The organism is Salana multivorans (assembly GCF_003751805.1).
Lineage (GTDB): Bacteria > Actinomycetota > Actinomycetes > Actinomycetales > Beutenbergiaceae > Salana > Salana multivorans.
Map to the genome: position 1 here is coordinate 2,555,232 of NZ_RKHQ01000001.1, position 18,740 is coordinate 2,573,971.

Below are 18,740 nucleotides of genomic sequence, written 5' to 3' on the forward strand. Positions count from 1 at the left end.
GCTCACTCCTCCCCGTTGATCCGGCGGTTGAGCGAGGCGATCTGGGCGACGTAGCGGCGCCGCTCGGGGTGCTCCAGGTCGAGGATGTCGGCCAGGGGCCAGTGGAAGTGGAACGCGACGTACGCGACCTCCTCGTAGAGTCTGTCGGCCGCGTACGTCACGATTCCCCCAGGCGCCCACCCGAGATGTCGACGACGAAGTGGTGCTGGCAGCTCGGGCACACGACGGCGGCGTGCGTGTGCCCCTCCGCGTTGATCCGGCGGTACAGGTCCTGCAGGAAGGCCACGTCCGAGGCGAACATCCGCTCGACGACGCTGGCCGAGACCGAGCTCAGCGTCCCGAGCTCCGTGATGACCCGGCTGAGGAGCACCACCGTCGTGAAGGCGGGGTTCTCCTGGACGCGGGCGTCGTAGAGGGGGAGCAGCTCGTCGCGCGCCGTCGCGAGCCGCATGACGCCGCTGCGGTGGAGCACGCCGTCGTCGTCGAGGTAGCCGCGCGGGAGCTGGAACGCGAACTCGGTCCGCAGGGCCGGGGCGCCGCCGCTCCCGGCCCGGGAGAGGTCGGCGGTGGCGGAGGTGATCTCGTCGGCGTCGCCGATGCCCGGCTCCTCCGCTCCGAGCACTCCCGCCACCGCGCGCCTCACTGCGCGAACTCCATCTCGTCCCAGCACATCGTGAACGACTCGGTGAGCGGCTCGGTCGACCCGGCCTTGAGCGACCCGCCGAGCTCGACGTCCTTGATCCAGACGTTCGTGTAGTTGACGCGCTTGATGACCGTGCCGTCGGAGGAGTAGATCGCGACCTCGGCGGTCTTGCGGGCGTCCTGGAGCTTGCCCTCGAAGACCATCTTGAACCAGTCGGTGACCGTGGTGGAGTCGGTGAGGCCGCGCTTGACCTTGATCTCGCCCGGCTTGATCCGGCCCATCATCTGGCGCACGATGAACTTGCCGTCGCTCGCCTGCTGCTTGTACTCGATCTTCTCGACCTCGGCCTTGATCCCGCTGACCTCCATGACGTGCGGCACCTGGACGCCGTCGATGGTGACGCTGAAGGAGTAGCCGGCGGCGAGGTCGTACTGGTCGGGGAGTGGCATGGGAGGTTCCTCTCTCGGGTGCGCCGACTACTCGGCGACGAGGCTGGTGCCGCCCGAGAACTGGGCGAGCTGGAAGATGACGAACTCGGCCGGCTTCACCGGCGCGACGCCGATCCGGCAGGTGACCTGCCCCGCGTCGATCGCCTCGGCGGGGTTGGTCTCGCGGTCGCACTGGACGTAGAACGCCTCCGCCGGCTGGGTGCCGAAGAGCGCGCCCTTGCGCCACTCGTTGACGAGGAAGGCGTTGATGGTGCGGCGGATCCGGGCCCACAGCGCGTCGTCGTTCGGCTCGAAGACCACCCACTGGGTGCCGACGAGGATCGACTCCTCGAGGTAGTTGAACAGCCGGCGGACGTTGATGTAGCGCCACGCCGGGTCGGAGGAGAGCGTCCGGGCGCCCCACACGCGGATGCCGCGGCCGGGGAACGCCCGGTTGCAGTTGATGCCGACCGGGTTGAGCAGGTCGTGCTCCGCGCGGGTGATCTGGGTCTTGAGGTCGATCGCCCCGCGGATCACCTCGTTGGCCGGGGCCTTGTGGACGCCGCGCTCGCCGTCGCTGCGCGCCCAGATGCCGGCCATGTGGCCGCTCGGCGGGACGTAGATGTTCGTGGCCGACGCCGGGTCGAACACCTTGATCTCGGGCCAGTAGAGGGTGGCGTACTTGGAGTCGTAGCCGGCCTCGTCGACGCGCCAGTCCTTGATCTGCTGGGCGCTGAGGCCGGGCGGCGGGTCGAGGATCGCCATCCGGTCGCCCATGAGCTCGCAGTGCGCGATCATCGCGAGCTGTACGGCCTTGAACGTCTCGCGGTCGATCGCACCCTGCTCGAGGGCGGCGACGAGGTCGGGGACGGAGACCATCGTGATGTCGTCGATCGCCTCGAGGCCGGAGAAGCCGGTGCGGGCCGAGGCGTCGCCGATGTAGTCCTGCGCGCCGAGCTCGGCCGAGCTGGGGGCCGGCTCCTCGACCGGCGGGGTGACGAGCTCCGTCGACCCCTTGTCCGGCTTCATGAGGGCGGCGCTGCCCGCGGCCGTCTCCTCGATGACGACGACCTTCGAGTGCGCGTTGACCTTCGTCGCGACGTTGTTCTCGCCCTTCTTCGTCGTGACGTTGTCGAAGGTCTCGGCCTCCTTGCCGTCGACGGAGATGACGAGCTTGAACTGGTCGTCGGAGGGCGAGTCGCCGCCAGCGTCCGAGACCTCGACGGTGATCTTCTTCGGCTTGCCCGAGGAGTCCTGCGCCGTGATGCGGAGCGCGCCGACCATGGCCTGCGCCGGTCCGGGCGCGATCTGCTTGGCCGCTCGCCCGGAGCCGCCGCCGACCGCCTTAGGCGTCGGCTCGGCCGCGGAACCGATGCGGACCACGTAGCAGTTCGACCCGCCGTTGAGGTAGTACCCGTACACGGCGTGCGCCAGGTAGCTGCCCGGGACGAAGTCCCCGAACGTGTCGACGAACTGGGTCCAGTTGGACACCAGGGTCGGGGTGTTGATCGGGCCCTTCTCGGCCAGACCGACGAAGGCGGCGACGGACGTCCCGACTCCCTCGATCGGGCGTGAGCCGGCCTCCACCTCCTCGACGTAGACACCGGGGGACAGGTACGTCGGCATCGCGAATCCTCCTCGCCGCTGAGCAGTACTGATGGGTGGCACTGATGGGTGGCTCCAGCGTGGTGCGCGGGCCCCGTCGGCGCCGGTCCGGGCGGACGCCCGTGAGGGAAGAAGGACTGCCCGAAAGGGCCGGGTGCCGGGCGTGCGCTGGGCGTGCGCTCGCGGGTGGCTCCACCGGCGTGGCGCTGGTGGAGCCACGCGCGAGATCAGCGATCGCCGTTCGGGCCCGTGAACGCGACGCCGATGACCCGCACGTAGGTGACGCCCCCCGAGCCCTTCGAGCTGTTGCACGAGCGGCAGAGCACCACGAGGTTCTCCGACTGCCCGCTGAACTCGACCCGCTCGCGTTGGGTGGCGTTGTGGCCGTGGGTCTTCCAGTGCACGGCGAGCGACTGAGCGTGGTCGAGCGTTGCGCTGGTGAGGGCGGCATCGTGGGCGGGACGCGAGCCGGTCCCCGGGCAGCGGAAGGTGAGGCCGTCGGGATTGCGCAGCGGCGCGAGCTTGGCCGGCAGGTGGTGGAGGTAGGCGTTGGTCCCGCCGTAGAACACGTTGCGGATCGTCAGACCGTCGTAGGTCTCGCGGAGGTTCTCGCCGTCGATCGTGTACGTCGTCTGGTTCTCGTTGCCCGTCGCCAGCGTGTACGCGGGTCCACCGGCCCGGAGCTGCTCCGCGAGCAGGTCGGCCTTGACACCGAAGCTCGCGGGCCCGTTCCTGCTCCGCGGTCCGGCCCGCCCGGTGTCCCACTGGAGCATGGCGAACCCGTGTTCGGTGACGATCTTCACCACCTTGGCGATCTTCTTCTCCGCGGCGACGAAGACGCGCCGTCCGACGAGGTCGGTGTGGTCGCCCCCACCGAGCGCCACGGCTGGGGTGTCGCCGTCCTCGCGCTGGACGTGGATGTGGAACCTCCCGCTCGTCTCCTGCAGCGACGCGGCTCGCAGACCGTGCTCGGACGTGAGCCCGGGCAGCGCCGCGCGAACGGTCTCCGGCGTCGCGCCCGGTCGCGCGAGCAGCGCTCGGGCGGCGCGGAGCGCGGGACCGAGGGCGCCGTCGTCCCGCGCACCCGGCCCGCGGGACCGGCCACCACGCGTGAGCCTGCCCATGGCGCGCTTGCCGAACCGGACCGCGGTGTCGACGACCTTGTCGATCAGCTTCCCGACCGGGCGCTGCACGGTCTGCAGGATCGACTTGATCTTCGCCGCGATGCCGCCGAGCCCGAGCAGGCTCGCGAACCCGCTGATGATCATCGGGACGGTCCTGGCCATCGTGTTCTCGATGAGCGACGCCACCGCGCCGACGCCGCCCCGCGCGATCGACTCGACGGAGTCCAGCACCGAGCCGACGAAGTCCTTCAGCCGGGCCGCGTTCTCGACGAACCACATAACGGCGTCGTAGATCATCCGGCAGGCCTTGATGAACGCCGCCGCGGGGTTGAGCAGCGAGATCAGCCACGTGACGCCGGCCGTGATGACCTTGGTGACGACGAAGTCCTGGATCTTCTCCACGACCTGCTCGTACAGGTTCGTCACCTTGCCGGCGATCCACTCCCACAGCCCGCCGATGCCCTTGGTCACGAGGAGCTGGATCACCTCGACGCCGCGCTCGACCGCCGCCATCGCGCGCTCGCCGATCCGCTTGACGATCCGGGCGCGCAGGTTCGCCCACGTCGCGCCGATGAGCTGCAGCACGAGCGTGATGACGCCCTTGAGGTCGAGCGTCTCCGGCACCTCGATGCCCGCCTCGGCCAGCGCGCCGAACAGCCACTCCTGCAGCCCGCGCTTGAGGTGCGTGGCGATGTTCCCGACGAACTGCCCGACCCCGGCGCGGATCGCCCCGACGAAGTTGCCGAGGAAGCCGATCGGGTCCTGGATGATCTGGTCGACCGCGCCCGCCGCGCGGGCGAGCACGCCCGTCAGCATGTCCTTCATCTTCAGGATCGTCGTGATGGCGCCGCCGACGGCGTCCCGCGCGCGGTCGATGAGCCCCCGGTTGGCCTCGCGCATGGCCGTGACCCGCTCGTCGACGGCCGCGCTGGCCTCGACGTAGCGCGCGGCCAGGTCGTCGGCGAGCGCGGTGGCCTTCTCGTCGATCGAGGTCTCGAGCTGGGTGAACCCGGTCCCGACCTCGGTCGCCGCCTGCTGCGCGACCTGCCGCTCCTGCGCCGGCCGGGAGGCGACGAACTCCGCGATCTGCGCGCGACCGGCCTGGACCGCGGCGCTCGCGCGGCCGAGCTCGGCCGAGACCGTGTCGGCGATCTGCTCGACGAGGGCCGTCATCCGGGCGGTGTAGAGGGCCCGGGAGCTCTCGATGATCCGGTTCACCTCGGGCGGCGGGCTGGTCAGCTTGTCAGCGATCCAGTCGGTCCAGCCGAGGGCGCCGCCGTACCGCCGGTCGCGGAACGCCGCCATCTCCTGGTCGTGGTGGTTCTGGAACGCCTGGGCGGCTGCCTGCTCGCCCGCGACGAACTGCTGCTCGACGCTGGGACCGATCCCGGCCAGGATCCCCTCCACCGTCGTCCTCGTCGCGTCGAAGATCGCGTGGATCCGTCCGGTGACGCGGGCGCGCATCTGGGCGGTGCGGTCAGCGGCGCCGCCCTGGCTCGTGTGGGCCGCGGCCAGCCCGGTGTCGCGGGCACCGACCATGGCGACGCTCGCCTGGGCGCCGGCCGCCTCGGCGCCCGCCCGGGCGCCCGCGAGCACCGTGGCCTCCTCGGCGCGGACCTCGCCGGGCGCCGTCGCGCTGTGCGCCTCGCCCGCGCGCTTCGCGTCGAGCGCGCCGGTCAGCTCCGGCTCGTTGGATCGGGCGAGCTGCTCCTCCGTGACGTTCGCCCGTGCCATCTGGTCCGAGACGGCGGCCGGACCGGCCGCCAGGTTCGTCTGCTCCGCCGGCAGCGGCTGGGGCACCGCCTCGGCCGCGTGGATCGCGGGCGCCGGGACGACGACGGGGGGCGCCAGCCGCTCCGGCTCCTCGACGGGGACCTGGCTCGTGCTCGGCGCGGCGGTCGTCGCCTCGGCGACGGGCGCCGCCGCCTGCGTCTGGCCGGCGGCGACGGTCTGCCGGACGGAGGTCGCGACGGCGGGGTCGGGGCGTGACTGGGCGTCGGCCTCCTCGAGCGTGCGCGGCTGCTGCTGCGCGATGGCCTGGTGGACGGCCGCGATGAAGGCCGCCCGATCGAACGGTCGGGGCTCGGCCGCCGCCATGTCGTCCGCCTGGCCGGCCTTGGCGATGGCCTCCCGCTCGCCGCTGGGCGCAGCGGCCGCCCGGACGCCGGCGGCCCCGGCCGCCGCCGGGGCGCCGTGCTGCTTGAGCGTCCGCGCCGCGCCGGCGACCCGTGCCTTGGCGCGGGCCAGGCCGGGGGAGGAGGCTGCCGACCGGGTCGGCGTCGCGGCTCCCGCGGCCTCGCTCGCGGACTCCGCCGCCCCGGGGGTCGCCGCGACCTCGGTGGCCGCGAGGGCGGGCCCGGCGCTCGACTCGTCCGTCGTGGCGGTGGACGCTCCCTCGGTCGGGCCGGTGGCCGCCGCCGGATCGGCGGGCACCGGCCCCTCCCGGGCCGCGTCCGATGCGGGAGCTGCACCCCCGGGCACGGCGCCGGCCGACGTCTCGGTCGGTCCGACGGCCGTCACCGGCTGGGCCGCCGTCGGCTCGGGGGTTGCGCTTGCAGGCCCCGCCGGCGTCGAGGCGGACGCCGGTGTCTGCGACGCGGCCGCCGGCACCCCGCTCACGGCGCCAGCCGTCGGCGTGCCCGTCGTCGTGGCGCCCTCCTGCGCGGCCGCCGGCCCGACGGCCCCGGCGACCCCGGCCGCGTCGCGCCCCGACGCGGCGGGGGCCGAGGCCGTCGTGGCACGTCCCGCGGCGGCGACCGGCCCCACGCCGAGAGGCCCGACGCCGACCGACCCGACGGCGCCGGCTCCGATCGAGGCGCGGACGCCCGAGGAGCGCACGAGGGTGGCCACCGCGCCGTTCCCGGCGCTCGCCTGGAGCCGCATGAGCGCCACCGGTGGGGTCGGTGCCGGACGGCGCGGGCGCGAGTCGTCGCGCGCGGTCGGACCCGCGCGCGCATCGAGACGGGACCGCGACGCCGCCATGCGTCGAGGGTCGTCGACGCGCGCGTCGGCGAACGGACGGTTCGGGCGCCCGCGAGGGCAGAGGCGGCTGCACCTTCGGGCGTCCCGCGCGGGACCGGTGTCCACGGGAGAGCCGGATCGCCGAGCGCGTCCGGTCCCCGGGTGGACACCGCGGCCACGGCGTCCACCGACGGCTCGGGTGGTGTTCGGCAGCCGGTCGTGGGGTGGCCACGGCGGGGGCGGCCTGACCGCGCGCACGGGTCGACGCCCCTGCGCGGGGCCGGGCTCAGGGACGCTCGACCAGCTCCCAGTAGGGCCCGAACTCCTGCTCGATCGTGAGCCGGCCGAGCTTGCGGAACTCGCGGTGGATGCCCGAGACGACGTGCGACATCCGGAGCACGCCGTCGTCGGCGGCCGCGAGGTAGGCGGCCGTGATCGCGGCCGAGCGGATCGCGCCGCCCGCCATCTCGAACGCCTCGGCGCAGAACGCGAGATCGACGTCCGCCTCCCGCGGGAGCGCCGTGCCGAGCGAGCGGTCCCACAGCGCGAGCCGGTGTCCGACGTCGGGCAGCGGGAAGTCGACCAGCACGTCGAGGCGCCGGGTGAACGCCTCGTCGATGTTCGCCCGCAGGTTGGTCGCGAGGATGCACAGTCCGTCGAACGACTCCAGCCGCTGGAGCAGGTAGGCGCTCTCCAGGTTCGCGTAGCGGTCGTGGGAGTCGCGCACCTCGGTGCGCCGGCCGAACAGCGCGTCCGCCTCGTCGAACAGCAGCACCGCGTTGACCCCGGCGGCGCCGACGAAGATCCGCTCGATGTTCTTCTCGGTCTCGCCGATGTACTTGCTGACGACGGTGGCGAGGTCCACCACGAACAGCTCGAGCCCGAGGTCGGCGGCCACGACCTCGGCCGACATCGTCTTCCCGGTGCCGGAGTCGCCGGCGAACAGCGCGGCGACGCCGATGCCACGCCCGCCCCCTGGGCGCATCCGCCAGTCACCGAGCACCCGCTCGCGGAACCGGGCGCGCAGCGAGATCTCGCGCAGCGACGCGAGGATCGGGGCCGGCAGCACGAGGTCGTCCCAGCCGACGCCCGGCGTCACGCGTCGCGCGAGCCGCTCCAGCGCGGAGCTGTTCTCGGCGAGCGCGCCCTGCCGGACGTGCTCCGGCGTCAGCGCGCCGCGCAGCTGCGAGAGCTGGCGCGCCGTCCGCGCGGCCCTGACCACCTGCTCGGGCCGCAGCCGGAACGGCGCGGCCGCGGCCGTCGCTGCGCCCTCGCCGGGCCGCCCACCGACCACCGACCCCTCACCCGACCCGTCGCTCACCACGTCGGCGTCGATCCCGAGCGTCCGGTCCCACAGCGCGAGCCGCTCGGCGACGGTGCTCTCGGGCACCTCGAGCCGCAGCGGAGCGACCGAGCTCCACTCCGGGTCCCAGCCGAGCGCCCCGACGGTGACGACGGTGGCGCGCGGGTCGAGCAGTCGGTGCAGCACGGCCGGCCGCTCGGCGAGCTGGTCCAGCCCGCACACGACGAGACCGGCCCCGGTCAGCAGCGCCTCCCGGACGGCGGTGCGGGCGAGCACGTCGGCGTCGGGGTGCTGGGCGAGCGCCGCTGCGTCGAGCAGGAGCGCGCCGCGACGCAGCCGGCCGAGCGCGTCGAGCGCGAGCAGCCGGCCCGACCCCGTCGCGCCCTCGCGCAGGTGGACCAGCCGCTGCCCGAGGCTGAGCGCGAGGGCGAGCTCGCTGCCGTCGCCCCACTCGACCGGGTCGGGTGCGAGGAGCAGGTCCCGCAGCGCGGCGTCCGGCGTCCGGGAGCCGAGCAGGTGGTCGACCACCCGGTCGGGCACGCGCAGGCACCGCGAGGGGAGCGGCCGGTCCGGCTCGTCGAGGGTGAGGAGACCGCTCTCGATGAGCGGCCCGTGCTGCAGCCGGTGTCGCGCCGACGCCGACGCGATCGGCAGCCCGCACAGCGCGAGCGCCACGGCGGCCGACGGTCGGCGCCGCGTCACGTCGTCGTTGAGGTAGCCGAACAGGAGGTCGAGACGCGGGTCGAGCTCGCCGGCCAGCGCGACGAGGAGGAGCTCCACGTCGAGCGCGTCGAGCCCGAACGTCAGCTCGAGGTCGCGCAGCGGCAGCGCGGGACCGTCCTCGGCGAGCACCGCGTCCGCCCGGGCCTCGATGTCCGCGACGCGCTCCCGGTCGGGGCCGGCGAGGCCGTCGCCGGCGGCGTCCGGCGCGCCGCGGGCGAGCAGGTGGTCCACCATCGCGTCGTCGACGTAGAGCCCGCGGAACGGGTCGTCCGGGTTGTGGTCGCCGCCACGCCGCGCGGCGACGAGAGCCTCCACCCGCTCCTGGACGGCGAGGAGCCGCTCGAGCAGGTGGGTCGTCCCGGGCGTCACGACGACGTCCGGCGGCGCCCGCGCCGCGCCTGCGCGCCGAGATCGAGCCCGAGACCACGCGCCGCCGTGCCGTCCGTGCCGGCACCGTCCTCGCCGGGGTCGCCGGTGCCCGCGGCGCCATCCGGTGCGTCGGCGTCCCGCGCGGAGCCGGCACCCGAGCCCGAGCCGCCGCGGCCGGTGCCGCCCGCGCGGCCGCCCGCGCCGGAACCACCTCGCCCCCCGCGCGCCCCGCCGCTGCTGCCGTCACCGCCACCACCGCGGTCGTCGCCACCACCCGCGGCTGCGCCGTCCCCCGTCGCCGGCGGCGGGACGTGCCGCTGGACGCCGGCGTCGGTGCCGCCGGTCCCGTCGGTCCCCGCCATGTCGAGCAGCAGACCCTCGCGCACGGGCGGCGCGATGTGGTCGTCGACGGGCACGTCGGCCGGCACGATGACCGCGACGTCGACGGACGGCTTGAGCTCCCCGCCCAGCGCGCTCCAGATGTCGGCGAGCCCGCGGTCCTCCGGCGGCGGGAGCGCGACGAGGAGCGGTGCGCTGATGCCCGAGTCCGCGAGCGCCCCGACCGGCCGGTACCCGGGCAGGGTCGGCAGCCCGAGCAGCCGGACGAGGACCGTGTCGAGCAGCCGGTGCTCGTCCTCCGGCCGCTGCGTCCACGCCGTCACGAGGTAGGAGAGCCGGAACACCGGCGGCGGGGACATCCGCCGGGTGACGAGCCCGTCGTCGCCGCGCAGCTCGATGACCCCGCGGCTGCGCCGGCGCGGGTCCTCGCGCAGGTCGTAGAGGTAGAGGGAGATGGTCGGGGCGTTGCGTCGCGCCGCCCACTCCTTCGTCGGCGCGTCGAGCACGACGTCGACGTCGGACCCGGCCAGCGCCGAGCGCACGGTCTCCTTGAGCAGGTCGTCCACCTGGGGGATCACGGGACCACCCGCCTAGTTCCGGTAGAGGAAGTTGGGGGCCTGGGTCGTGTTCTGCACGACGAGCACGCGCGAGCGCGCGTCGCCCCAGCCCGGCGGCGCGCCCGACGGCGCGGTGAGCGCGAGCAGGTCGCGGTCGTCGAGGAGCCCGTCGTTGAGCGCGAGGACGGTCGTGGCGAACGTCCCGTTGGTAGCGACGGTGACCGCGCCGGGGTTCGACGTGACGCCCCGGCTCCACGCGAGCGAGACCTGCTGACCGGGCGGGAACCAGTACCCCATGACGGTGATCGGCGTCCCCGTCCGCATGACCGAGCTCGCCAGGCGGAGCTGCGCGAGCCGCAGCTCGACGGTGGAGCTCGCCGCGTCGTCGGAGGCATCGACCCGGACGCTCGCGTCGACGCTGCCGGGCGGGACGGGGGTCGACGTGACGGACGCCGTGAGCGTCGTCGTGGTCGGCGGCGTCACGGGCCCGACGCTCGGCGCGGGCTGCGAGCGCTCCACCGGCGCCGGCGGGGTCACGGGCCCGGTGGCGGCGACGGCGGCGGTGAGCACGACCTGTGCGCCGGCGGCGATGCTGCCGAGCTGGCACCGGTCCGACGCGGCCAGGCACGCGCCCGTGCTCGACCCGCTGGCCGTCGGCACGAGCCCGGCCGGCCAGACGACGTCGAGCGCGGAGCCGGGGGCGGGCGACCCGCCGTGGTTGCGCACGGTGATCCGCACCTCGCCGCTCTGCCCGCCCTGCCACAGCACGGGCAGCGCCGAGTCCGTCACGGCGACCGGCGTCGTGACCTCGATCGTGACGCCGAGGTCGGGCGGTCCCGGCAGGGTCGGGGTCGGGGTGGGAGTCGTCGGCGTCGGCGTCGGGGTGGGGAGGCCGGCGGGCTGCCAGGCCGGGTCGGTCTGGCGCGAGGGGTCGTCGGTCGCCCACCGCACGTCGCTGCCGTCGACCCGCACGGTCGCGATGTCGGTCGACGCGGACAGACCGGCGTGCTGCGCCATGAACGCGATCCGCTCGCCGTCCGGCGACCACGCGGGCTGGGCGGGGTTGACGAGAGAGCCCCACTGCCGCGCGTCGGCCCGCGACGTCGCGTCGAGCACGACGATGGACTCCCCGGCCTCGACCGTCCCGGCGGCGCCGGTTCCCGTGACCCGGACGATCGCGAGCGAGCCGCGCGCGTCGACGACGGTGCCGCCGCCGGACGCCGCCGGCACCGAGAGGTCGGCGACGACGAGACGGCTGGAGTCGGGCGACCACGCGGGGTGCCGGCCGAGCACCGGTCGCTGGCCGGTGCAGGTCGTCGCGCAGCCGACACCGACGCGGAGCTGGCGCGCCTGACGCGTGGCGACGTCGACCAGGTGGATGCCGAGGTCGACCGGCTCTCCGGCCGGACGGCCGTCGACGCGGCTGAGCGCGATCGTCCTGCCGTCGAGCGACCACGCCGGGTCGAGCTCGCCGATCCCCTCGGTCTCGCTCGCGAGCAGCTCCTCGACGGCGCCGGTCGCGAGCGTCACGACCATCACCCGGCCGGGGCCGTAGCCGGCGGGAGCCGTCGAGGTCTGGGCCTCGCCCTGGGCCAGCGCGGGGTAGCGGACGAAGGCGAGCCGCGTGCCGTCGGGGGAGAAGACGGGGTCGACGTCGCGCGCGCCCGTCTCGGTCTCGTACGCCAGCGGCGACATGACGGGGACGCCGTTCCAGTCGACCACCCCGAGGACGCGCTCGGGCGCGTCCACCTCGCCCTCGCTCTCGACGTAGACGTCCGTCGAGAACGCGAGCAGGTCGCCGTCGCTGCTGTAGGCGGGCTGACGCTCGTCCGGCCACCACAGGTACTCCCACGGCTCGATCAGGACCTCCTGGTCCAGGACCGTGCGGCGCTGGCTGTAGTCGGTGGCGCGCACGTCGTGGATCGCGCCCTGGCTGGAGTTGCTCGTCACCTCGAGCTGGGCCGCCCACTCGACGTCGCCGCCCGGGATCTCGTACGGGCTCCAGGTGCTGAGCCAGGTGGGGTGCGTCCGGCTCGTGAGCGGCTCGGAGGACCCGCGCTCCTGCCACTGGACCACCGCCGCGCCGTTCGGCTCGTTCGCGGTCCGGTCGCGCAGCGCCACCTCGGCCGTCCACGGGCTGCCGAGCGGGGAGTCGGCCGTCGTCGTGAAGGCGAGGTCGCTGCCCTCCTCCCACGTCGCGCTCCCGCTCCACGCCGGCTCGCTGCCCTGGACGCGGGCGCCGGGGTCCGCGGCGTACGGGTCGACCGGGGCGCCGCACCCGCCGCCGTCGACCACGATGTAGGAGTCGCACTGCAGCACGACGATCGACCCGTCCGGCCGGACGGCATCGCTGCGCGCCGCGATCGCGATCGAGTCGACGTAGGAGATCCCGTCGTACCAGGCGATGACGTCGACGGCGGACGGCTGCGTCTCGTCGGTCGGGGTGTCGGTGAGCCGCTGGGCCGCGCCGCCGTCCCCGTCCCGGGAGACCGCCCACAGGTCGCTCGGCTCGCCCGACGCCGTGTTCGACGCGTAGACGATCACGCCGTGCTCGCCGGCCCACGTCGGCCAGGTCTGGTCGCCGGGGCCGCCGGCGACGACGACGATCTCCGGCGGCTGGGCGCACGGGTCGGCGTCGGTGATCGGCGCGACGACGACGTCGAAGTCGCCGCCGCGGTCGGTGGCCCAGGCGACCCACTCGCCGCTCGGGTCGAGGACGGGGTGGCTCTTGCGGGAGTCGTCGCAGGTCAGCCGGACGTCGCCCTGCCAGTTGGCCAGCGTCACGTAGATGTCGCCGTTCGGGAACAGGTTCTCCTCGCCGCCCTCGGTCCAGGCGCCGGAGCTGATCCAGACGGACATGCTGCCGTAGTAGCCGTCCGGCTCGAGGATGCTGGCCTGCTCGGTGATCCGGCCGCCCTGCTGCCCGAGCCAGCCGTAGCCCTCCTCGCCGCGCGTGAGCGACTCGGTGGCGACCGCGGTGCCGTCGTCGGTGAATGCCAGGCGGGGCCGGTCGACGCGCTGGGGCGGCGGCGCCTGGACGTCGATCGTGGTCGAGGCCGTGTCGTTGTCCGGGTCGGCGTCCGGGAACGCGAGCGCGACCGTCGCCGTCACGACGTGCTGCCCGTCGCGCGACGCCGTGACGTCGAGCGTGACCGCGAAGGACCCGCCGGCGGGGAGCGGCGGGACCGCGCAGGTGACGACCGTGCCGCCGCCGTCCGGGTCGGCCGTCGGCCAGCCGCACGCGGCCGACCAGTCAGCGGTGAGGCCGGTCGGGAGGTGGATCGTGAGGGTCGAGGCGGGGGCCGCGCCGCCGACCGGCCGCACCGTCGACGTCACCGTCGTCGCGTCGCCCCGGGTGAGCGTCGACGCCGCGGAGGACACCTCGGCGGCGACGTCGGGCGCCGCCTGCCACGCCGGGTCGCGCTGCTCGGTCCGGTCGTCCGTCACTCGGGTGAGGCCGGAGCCGTCCGTACCCACGGTCCACACGTCGCGGGCGCCGTCGACGTCGGCGCCGACGAACGCGATCCGCGCGCCGTCGGGCGACCACGCCGGCGTGCTGACGGCGGTGAGCCGGCGCCAGGTCGCGTCGACCGCGCCCGCGTCGACCTCGGTGGCGAGGACGGCGGGGCGGGTGAGGAGCTGGATCCGCGTGACCATCTCGCCACCGTCGGCCTCGGGGTCGAGGGTCGCGATCGAGAGCGCACCGCGGCCGTCGTGGACGAGGCCGCCGTACTTCGCGGTGAGCGTCGCGTCCGCGACGACGAGCGCCCGGCCGTCCGGCGACCAGGAGGGGTGGCGCCCGACCAGGGCGATCTGCTCCTCGTGGGGGGCGCAGGTCGCGTCGGGACAGGTGATCGTCCGGGACTGTCCGATCGGGATCGCGGTCCGCGCCGCGACGTCCGCGAGGAAGACGCCGAGGGGGCCCGGCGCCCCGTCGTGGACCTCGGCCTCGGCCGTGAACACGATGCGGGTGCCGTCCGGGGACCAGGCCGGGTCGAGGTTGCCGACCTGGCTCTCCCGCGGGTCGGCCGAGAGCAGCGGCTCGACGAGCATGGTCCGCAGGTCGAGCACCATGATGACGGGCGGCTGGTAGCCGCCCGGTGACAGGGACGGGTACCCGAGCCAGGGGCCGGTGGCCGTGGAGTAGCGCACGAACGCGATCCGGGTCCCGTCGGGCGACCAGACCGGGTCGACGTCGAGGTCCATGAGGTCGTGGGGGTAGGTCAGGGGCGTCGGCGAGGTCCCGTCGGCGGCCGCGACGACGAGCTGACGGCCGTGCCACTCGATCGACGGGTGGCAGTCGCACGTCGCGACCGAGTAGACCATCGTGCGGCCGTCGGGGCTGTAGGCCGGTCCGTCCTCGTCCGCTGGCACGTCGACGCCGCTGGGGGAGGGTCGGGTGCCCGAGGTCAGGACCCGACGGTCGGTGCCGTCGGACGCGAGCACGTCGTCGACGTTGGCGTCGTCGCCGTCCTGGGACAGCAGGAGGCCGCCGCTGGTGTCGCTCCCGGGGTAGGGCCAGGACGGCAGGCCGGTCGGGTTGCCCTCCGTCACCAGCGGGTCGGCGACCGCGCGCCCCTGGTCCTCGATCTGCGGGTCGGAGTCGGGCGAGGTCACGTGGGCCACCCAGACGTCCCCGTCCGGGCTGCCCGACGTGCTGGTGAAGGCGAGATCCATGACGCCGAACTCGCCGCTCGTGGAGCCCTCCGGGAAGTCGGCCTCGAGCCAGCTCGGCTGGGACCCCTGGATGCGAGCGCGCGCGTCGTCGCGGTAGAGGTCGATCGCCCCGTCGAACGGCCCGTCGGCGCAGGCGAGGTCGGCGCACATGACCAGCCCGAGCGACCCGTCGGGGCGGAACTCGTCGGTCCGGAAGGCGATGGCCGTCCAGGACGACTCGTCGATCCGCGTCGCGGTGATGACGGTGGGCTGCGTCTCGTCGGCCGCCGTGCTCGTGACCTGGTAGGAGGTCGGCTCCGCGCCCGGCCCGTTGTCCTCCGGGTCCGGCACGACGTACAGGTCGGCCGGGGCGCCCGGACCGCTCGAGGAGGAGTAGACGAGCTGCATCTCGACGTCGTTCCACGCCGGCCAGAGCTGGTCGCCGGGGCCGGTCGCGAGCGGCGTGGTGACGAGGTCGCCTCCGCAGGCGTCGATGCCGTCGTCCGCCCACATCTGGGTCATGACGATGTCGAAGTCGGAGCCGGGCTCGCCGTTCTCGTCGGCGTTGGTCGTGTAGGCGACGCCGTCGTGGGCCGGGTTCACGGCGGGGTGGGACTCGACCGCGGCGTTGCACGTGAGCCGGGCGATCCAGGTCACCTCGTTGTCGTCGATCCCCTGCGCGTAGACGTCGCCGCCAGGGAACACCGGGCCGCCGGTCAGGTCGGCGTTCGAGACGAACGCGACGACGGCCCCGCCCTCCGAGTACCAGCCCCGTTCGACGGCCGGCTGCGTCGAGACGCGGTCGGCGTCGACCCAGGTCGTGCGGTAGTCGGCGAGGTAGCGACGGTCCGGGTCGCGGAAGGGGAAGACGTCGTCGTCCTCGCTCCACGCGTCGTCGACGAACGTGCGCGCGACCTCGACGCCGTCGTCGGCGAAGGCCAGCCGCGGGGCGACGTCGCCCTCGAGGACCGGCAGCCACGGGATGGCCGGCTCGGCGCTCGTGCTCGGGGCGACCACGACGGCGGCGATCGCGAGGCTCGCCCCGAGCGCGACGCAGGACAGCGTCGCCGTCACGGACGTGGGCCGGCGCACGCGCGCACGCTCACGCATCAACGGCGCACGCCTCATCGCCGCACCTCCTCAGCGCTCGTGGGTGTCAGCGTCGCGAGCGTCGATGTCGCGACGGCAGGGCTGCCGGTCACCGGAGCGGGCACCGGGGCTGCCCGAACGGGCAGCGGCCCGGGGCGCCGCCCCCTCGGCCCGGTGTCCCGGCCGAGCCTCGCCCGCACCGCGGGTGCCGGCCGACCGACACCGGCGGCGGGTGGCGCGGCTAGATGAGGCCCTCGCGCAGCGCGTACGCGACGGCGTGGGGGCGGTTGCGAAGCTGCAGCCGCGTCGTGATGTCGTGCAGCACGTTCTTCACGGTCCGCTCGGAGAAGTTGAGGTTCCGGGCGATCTCGGCGGTGTCGAAGCCGTCGGCGATGAGCCGGAGCACGTCGACCTCCCGCGTCGTGAGCCCCGTGAACGTGAGACCCATCGGACGCAGCACCTGGCGCTGCAGCGAGCCGACCTGGTCCAGGAGGTGGCCGAGCAGGTCGGGCGGGACCGTCCCCTCGCCGTGGCTGGCGCCCCGGATCACCGAGACCAGCCGCTCGGGCGTCGCCTCGGAGCGCCGCACCAGACCGAGCGCCCCGGCCTCGACCGCGGCCACGACGTCGTCGTCGTCACCGAGCCGGCCGCAGACGAGGACCACCTGGACGCCGTGGTTGCGTCGCGCGCTGCGCACCGCCCGCAGCGCCTGCTCGTCCACACGATCGGTCACGACCACCGCGACCTCGGCGTCGTTCGCGTCCGGATCCCTCACGAGCGAGAGCTCCGGACGCGACCGCAGCGCGCTCATCACCCCCGCCAGCGAGATCGGGTCGCTCGCGCTCACCCACACCCGGACCCGGGACGTCAGCGTCCCGGTCGTGCCCGTCGACACGCTCATTGCTCCACCTCACACAGTTGTCCGTCCCGGCTCCCCCCTGCGTGATTCCCGGGCATCCTCGGGTGCCCAGAAGGACAGCATCCTCGGTTGACTGATCGCGCACTCAACAACGGCTCAACGGGCAACCGCGTTGCCCGAACGGCCGTCCCGGCCGCCTCCCGCTCGATCCCGCCGCGTTCCTAGCGTCGGGGCATGACCACGACAGCCACGCTCGATGGCGCGCACGTCCGGCTGGTACCGGGGGAGCAGGCCGTGGTGCCCCTGAGCATCCGCAACGGCGGCACGACGGTCGAGGGGTACCGGATCGAGATCCTCGGGGTCCCGGCCTCGTGGGCGACGGTCGAGCCAGCTCGGATCGACGGCCTCTACCCGGACACCTCGACCACCGCGACGATCACGTTCGCCCCGCCGCGCAGCGCCAGCGTCGCCGCCGGCACCCTCGACTACGGCGTGCGCGTCGTGCCGATCGACGACGCCACCGGCGTCGTGGTCCCGGAGGGGACCGTCGAGGTGCTGCCCTACCTGGAGTCGACGGCCGAGATCCTGCCGCGCACGTCGACCGGGCGGATGGGCGCCAAGCACCAGGTGGCGATCGACAACCGCGGGAACACCCCGGTGAGCGTCACGGTCAAGGGTGCCGACGAGGGCAAGGGCCTGCGGTTCGCCGTCGACCCCGAGTACCTCACCGTCGCGCCGGGGGAGGCCGCGTTCACCACCGTGCGCGTCAAGCCGCCCAAGCGGATCTGGCGGGGCGCCGACACGACGTTCCCGTTCGCCGTGACCGTGGCGCCGGCGAACTCCACCCCCGTCATCCTCGACGCGGCGCACGTGCAGCGGCCGACCCTTCCCCCATGGTTCCTCAAGGCGCTCCTGGCGCTGCTCGCGCTGCTGCTCCTGCTGGTCGCGCTCTGGTTCCTGCTCGTCAAGCCCGCCGTGTCGGCGGCGGCGAGGGCCGCGGTCGCGGAGGACGTCGCCGCGGCGCAGAGCGCGGCCGAGGACGCCAAGGGAGCCGCGGAGGCCGCGCAGGGTGACGCGGCGGCCGCCGGGCAGGCGGCCGACGCGGCCGCGGCGCAGGGCGAGGCGCAGATCGAGGAGATGTCCGCGCTGCGCGAGGGTCTGCTGCCCGCGACGGAGGTGCTGACGCCGACCGTCGGACGGCTCGAGACCTCGGCCGGCATCGGCGGGTCCGACGCCGACAGCTATGTCGTCCCGTCCGGGCAGACGCTGCGCGTCTACAGCCTGCTGTTCAACAACCCGCAGGGCGACTTCGGGACGGTGACGCTGTCCGTCCTGTCCGACGCCGGTCTCGAGGTGGTGACCGAGCTGGGGCTGGAGAACTTCCGCGACTCCGACTTCCACTTCCAGACGCCGATCGTGGTCCCCGGCGACGCGCAGCTGCGGTTCTCGCTGTCCTGCCGCCAGCCCGGGACGCCGTTCGGGCAGACGCCGCCGCCGACGACGTGCGCCCAGGGGGTCTCGTTCGGCGGGAACCTCGTGCGGCTCGTGCCCGTCGAGCCCGGCGCCGACACCTCCGGTGAGACCGGTGGGTGAGCCCGGTCCGGTGAGGCGGGTCAGGTGGGACGGGTGAGGAGCGCGGTCGGCGGTCGCGACGAGGTGCGCGACGCCGTGATCGACGAGGTGCGGGGAGCCGGCGCTCCGGCCGGAGCCGCCGGGGCGGGCCGGCCGGCGACCCCCGGGTCGCGCGGGCGGGGCTGAGCCGTGCCGACCGGTCCGTGGCTGCGCGCGGGGGACACCGTCGTCTGCCCGCTGTCGGACGGCCCCAAGCCCCACGTCGGCGGCCCGATCACGCCGGCGGCGTGCGTCATGACGGTGCTGGTCGGCGGCGCGCCGGCCGCCGTGGCCAACGCGACCCCCGGCGGGATCGTGTGCGTCTCGCCGGCGCCGAACGGTATCGCGATGGGCAGCATGACCGTGCTGGTCGGCGGGTTCCCCGCCGCGCGCGTGGGGGACCAGTCGATGCACGGGTCGCCGATCGTGCCCGGACCGGGGGCGCCGACGGTGATCGTCGGGGGCTAGCGACG

12 protein-coding genes are annotated in these 18,740 nt (G+C 74.5%); 3 read left to right on the forward strand and 9 right to left on the reverse strand.

Going from position 1 to position 18,740, the window contains the following annotated elements:
* Positions 1–2: 2 nt before the first annotated feature.
* From EDD28_RS17375 to EDD28_RS10980, 9 genes are all read right to left on the reverse strand, one after another.
* Positions 3–161, reverse strand: a complete 159-nt coding sequence (locus EDD28_RS17375; RefSeq protein WP_170169437.1) for a DUF6760 family protein — start codon at positions 159–161, stop codon at positions 3–5.
* Positions 158–622 (reverse strand): hypothetical protein, encoded by a 465-nt coding sequence (locus EDD28_RS10945; protein ID WP_245968004.1) that lies wholly within the window; start codon positions 620–622, stop codon positions 158–160. Before EDD28_RS10945 ends, EDD28_RS17375 begins: the two co-directional genes overlap by 4 nt.
* Positions 623–639: 17 nt before the next feature.
* The gene (locus EDD28_RS10950; protein ID WP_123739632.1) at positions 640–1,092 is read right to left on the reverse strand and encodes a phage tail protein; all 453 of its coding nucleotides are present in this window, start codon (positions 1,090–1,092) and stop codon (positions 640–642) included.
* Between the two features lie 27 nt (positions 1,093–1,119).
* A complete protein-coding gene (locus tag EDD28_RS10955) occupies positions 1,120–2,697 on the reverse strand; it encodes a phage tail sheath subtilisin-like domain-containing protein (RefSeq protein ID WP_123739633.1) in 1,578 nt (525 codons plus the stop codon).
* A gap of 206 nt (positions 2,698–2,903) precedes the next feature.
* Positions 2,904–6,782: a hypothetical protein gene (locus EDD28_RS10960; RefSeq protein WP_123739634.1), complete on the reverse strand. Its 3,879-nt coding sequence runs from the start codon at positions 6,780–6,782 to the stop codon at positions 2,904–2,906.
* 265 nt (positions 6,783–7,047) lie between these two features.
* Positions 7,048–9,156, reverse strand: a complete 2,109-nt coding sequence (locus EDD28_RS10965) for an ATP-binding protein (protein ID WP_123739635.1) — start codon at positions 9,154–9,156, stop codon at positions 7,048–7,050.
* The gene (locus tag EDD28_RS10970) at positions 9,153–10,073 is read right to left on the reverse strand and encodes a Pvc16 family protein (protein WP_170169439.1); all 921 of its coding nucleotides are present in this window, start codon (positions 10,071–10,073) and stop codon (positions 9,153–9,155) included. The genes EDD28_RS10965 and EDD28_RS10970 overlap by 4 nt, the downstream gene beginning before the upstream one ends.
* 12 nt (positions 10,074–10,085) lie before the next feature.
* Positions 10,086–15,800, reverse strand: a complete 5,715-nt coding sequence (locus tag EDD28_RS10975) for a DUF11 domain-containing protein (protein ID WP_148059598.1) — start codon at positions 15,798–15,800, stop codon at positions 10,086–10,088.
* A gap of 238 nt (positions 15,801–16,038) precedes the next feature.
* Complete coding sequence (locus tag EDD28_RS10980; RefSeq protein ID WP_123739637.1) at positions 16,039–16,698, reverse strand: response regulator transcription factor; 660 nt, start codon at positions 16,696–16,698, stop codon at positions 16,039–16,041.
* 192 nt (positions 16,699–16,890) lie between these two features.
* Here EDD28_RS10980 and EDD28_RS10985 point away from each other — a divergent pair, with 192 nt between their 5' ends.
* From EDD28_RS10985 to EDD28_RS10990, 3 genes are read left to right on the forward strand one after another with little or no spacing between them, the layout of a single operon-like run.
* Positions 16,891–18,249: a COG1470 family protein gene (locus tag EDD28_RS10985; RefSeq protein ID WP_211339168.1), complete on the forward strand. Its 1,359-nt coding sequence runs from the start codon at positions 16,891–16,893 to the stop codon at positions 18,247–18,249.
* Between the two features lie 33 nt (positions 18,250–18,282).
* Positions 18,283–18,414: a hypothetical protein gene (locus EDD28_RS18090; protein WP_281272553.1), complete on the forward strand. Its 132-nt coding sequence runs from the start codon at positions 18,283–18,285 to the stop codon at positions 18,412–18,414.
* Between the two features lie 3 nt (positions 18,415–18,417).
* A complete protein-coding gene (locus tag EDD28_RS10990) occupies positions 18,418–18,735 on the forward strand; it encodes a PAAR domain-containing protein (RefSeq protein WP_123739638.1) in 318 nt (105 codons plus the stop codon).
* Positions 18,736–18,740: the final 5 nt, after the last annotated feature.

Excerpts from the sequence above, each read along its gene's own strand:
- EDD28_RS10950 (WP_123739632.1), bottom strand. The coding sequence starts at position 1,092 with ATGCCACTCCCCGACCAGTACGACCTCGCCGCCGGCTACTCCTTCAGC.
- EDD28_RS10955 (WP_123739633.1), bottom strand. The coding sequence starts at position 2,697 with ATGCCGACGTACCTGTCCCCCGGTGTCTACGTCGAGGAGGTGGAGGCC.
- EDD28_RS10960 (WP_123739634.1), bottom strand. The coding sequence starts at position 6,782 with ATGGCGGCGTCGCGGTCCCGTCTCGATGCGCGCGCGGGTCCGACCGCG.
- EDD28_RS10980 (WP_123739637.1), bottom strand. The coding sequence starts at position 16,698 with ATGAGCGTGTCGACGGGCACGACCGGGACGCTGACGTCCCGGGTCCGG.
- EDD28_RS10985 (WP_211339168.1), top strand. The coding sequence starts at position 16,891 with ATGACCACGACAGCCACGCTCGATGGCGCGCACGTCCGGCTGGTACCG.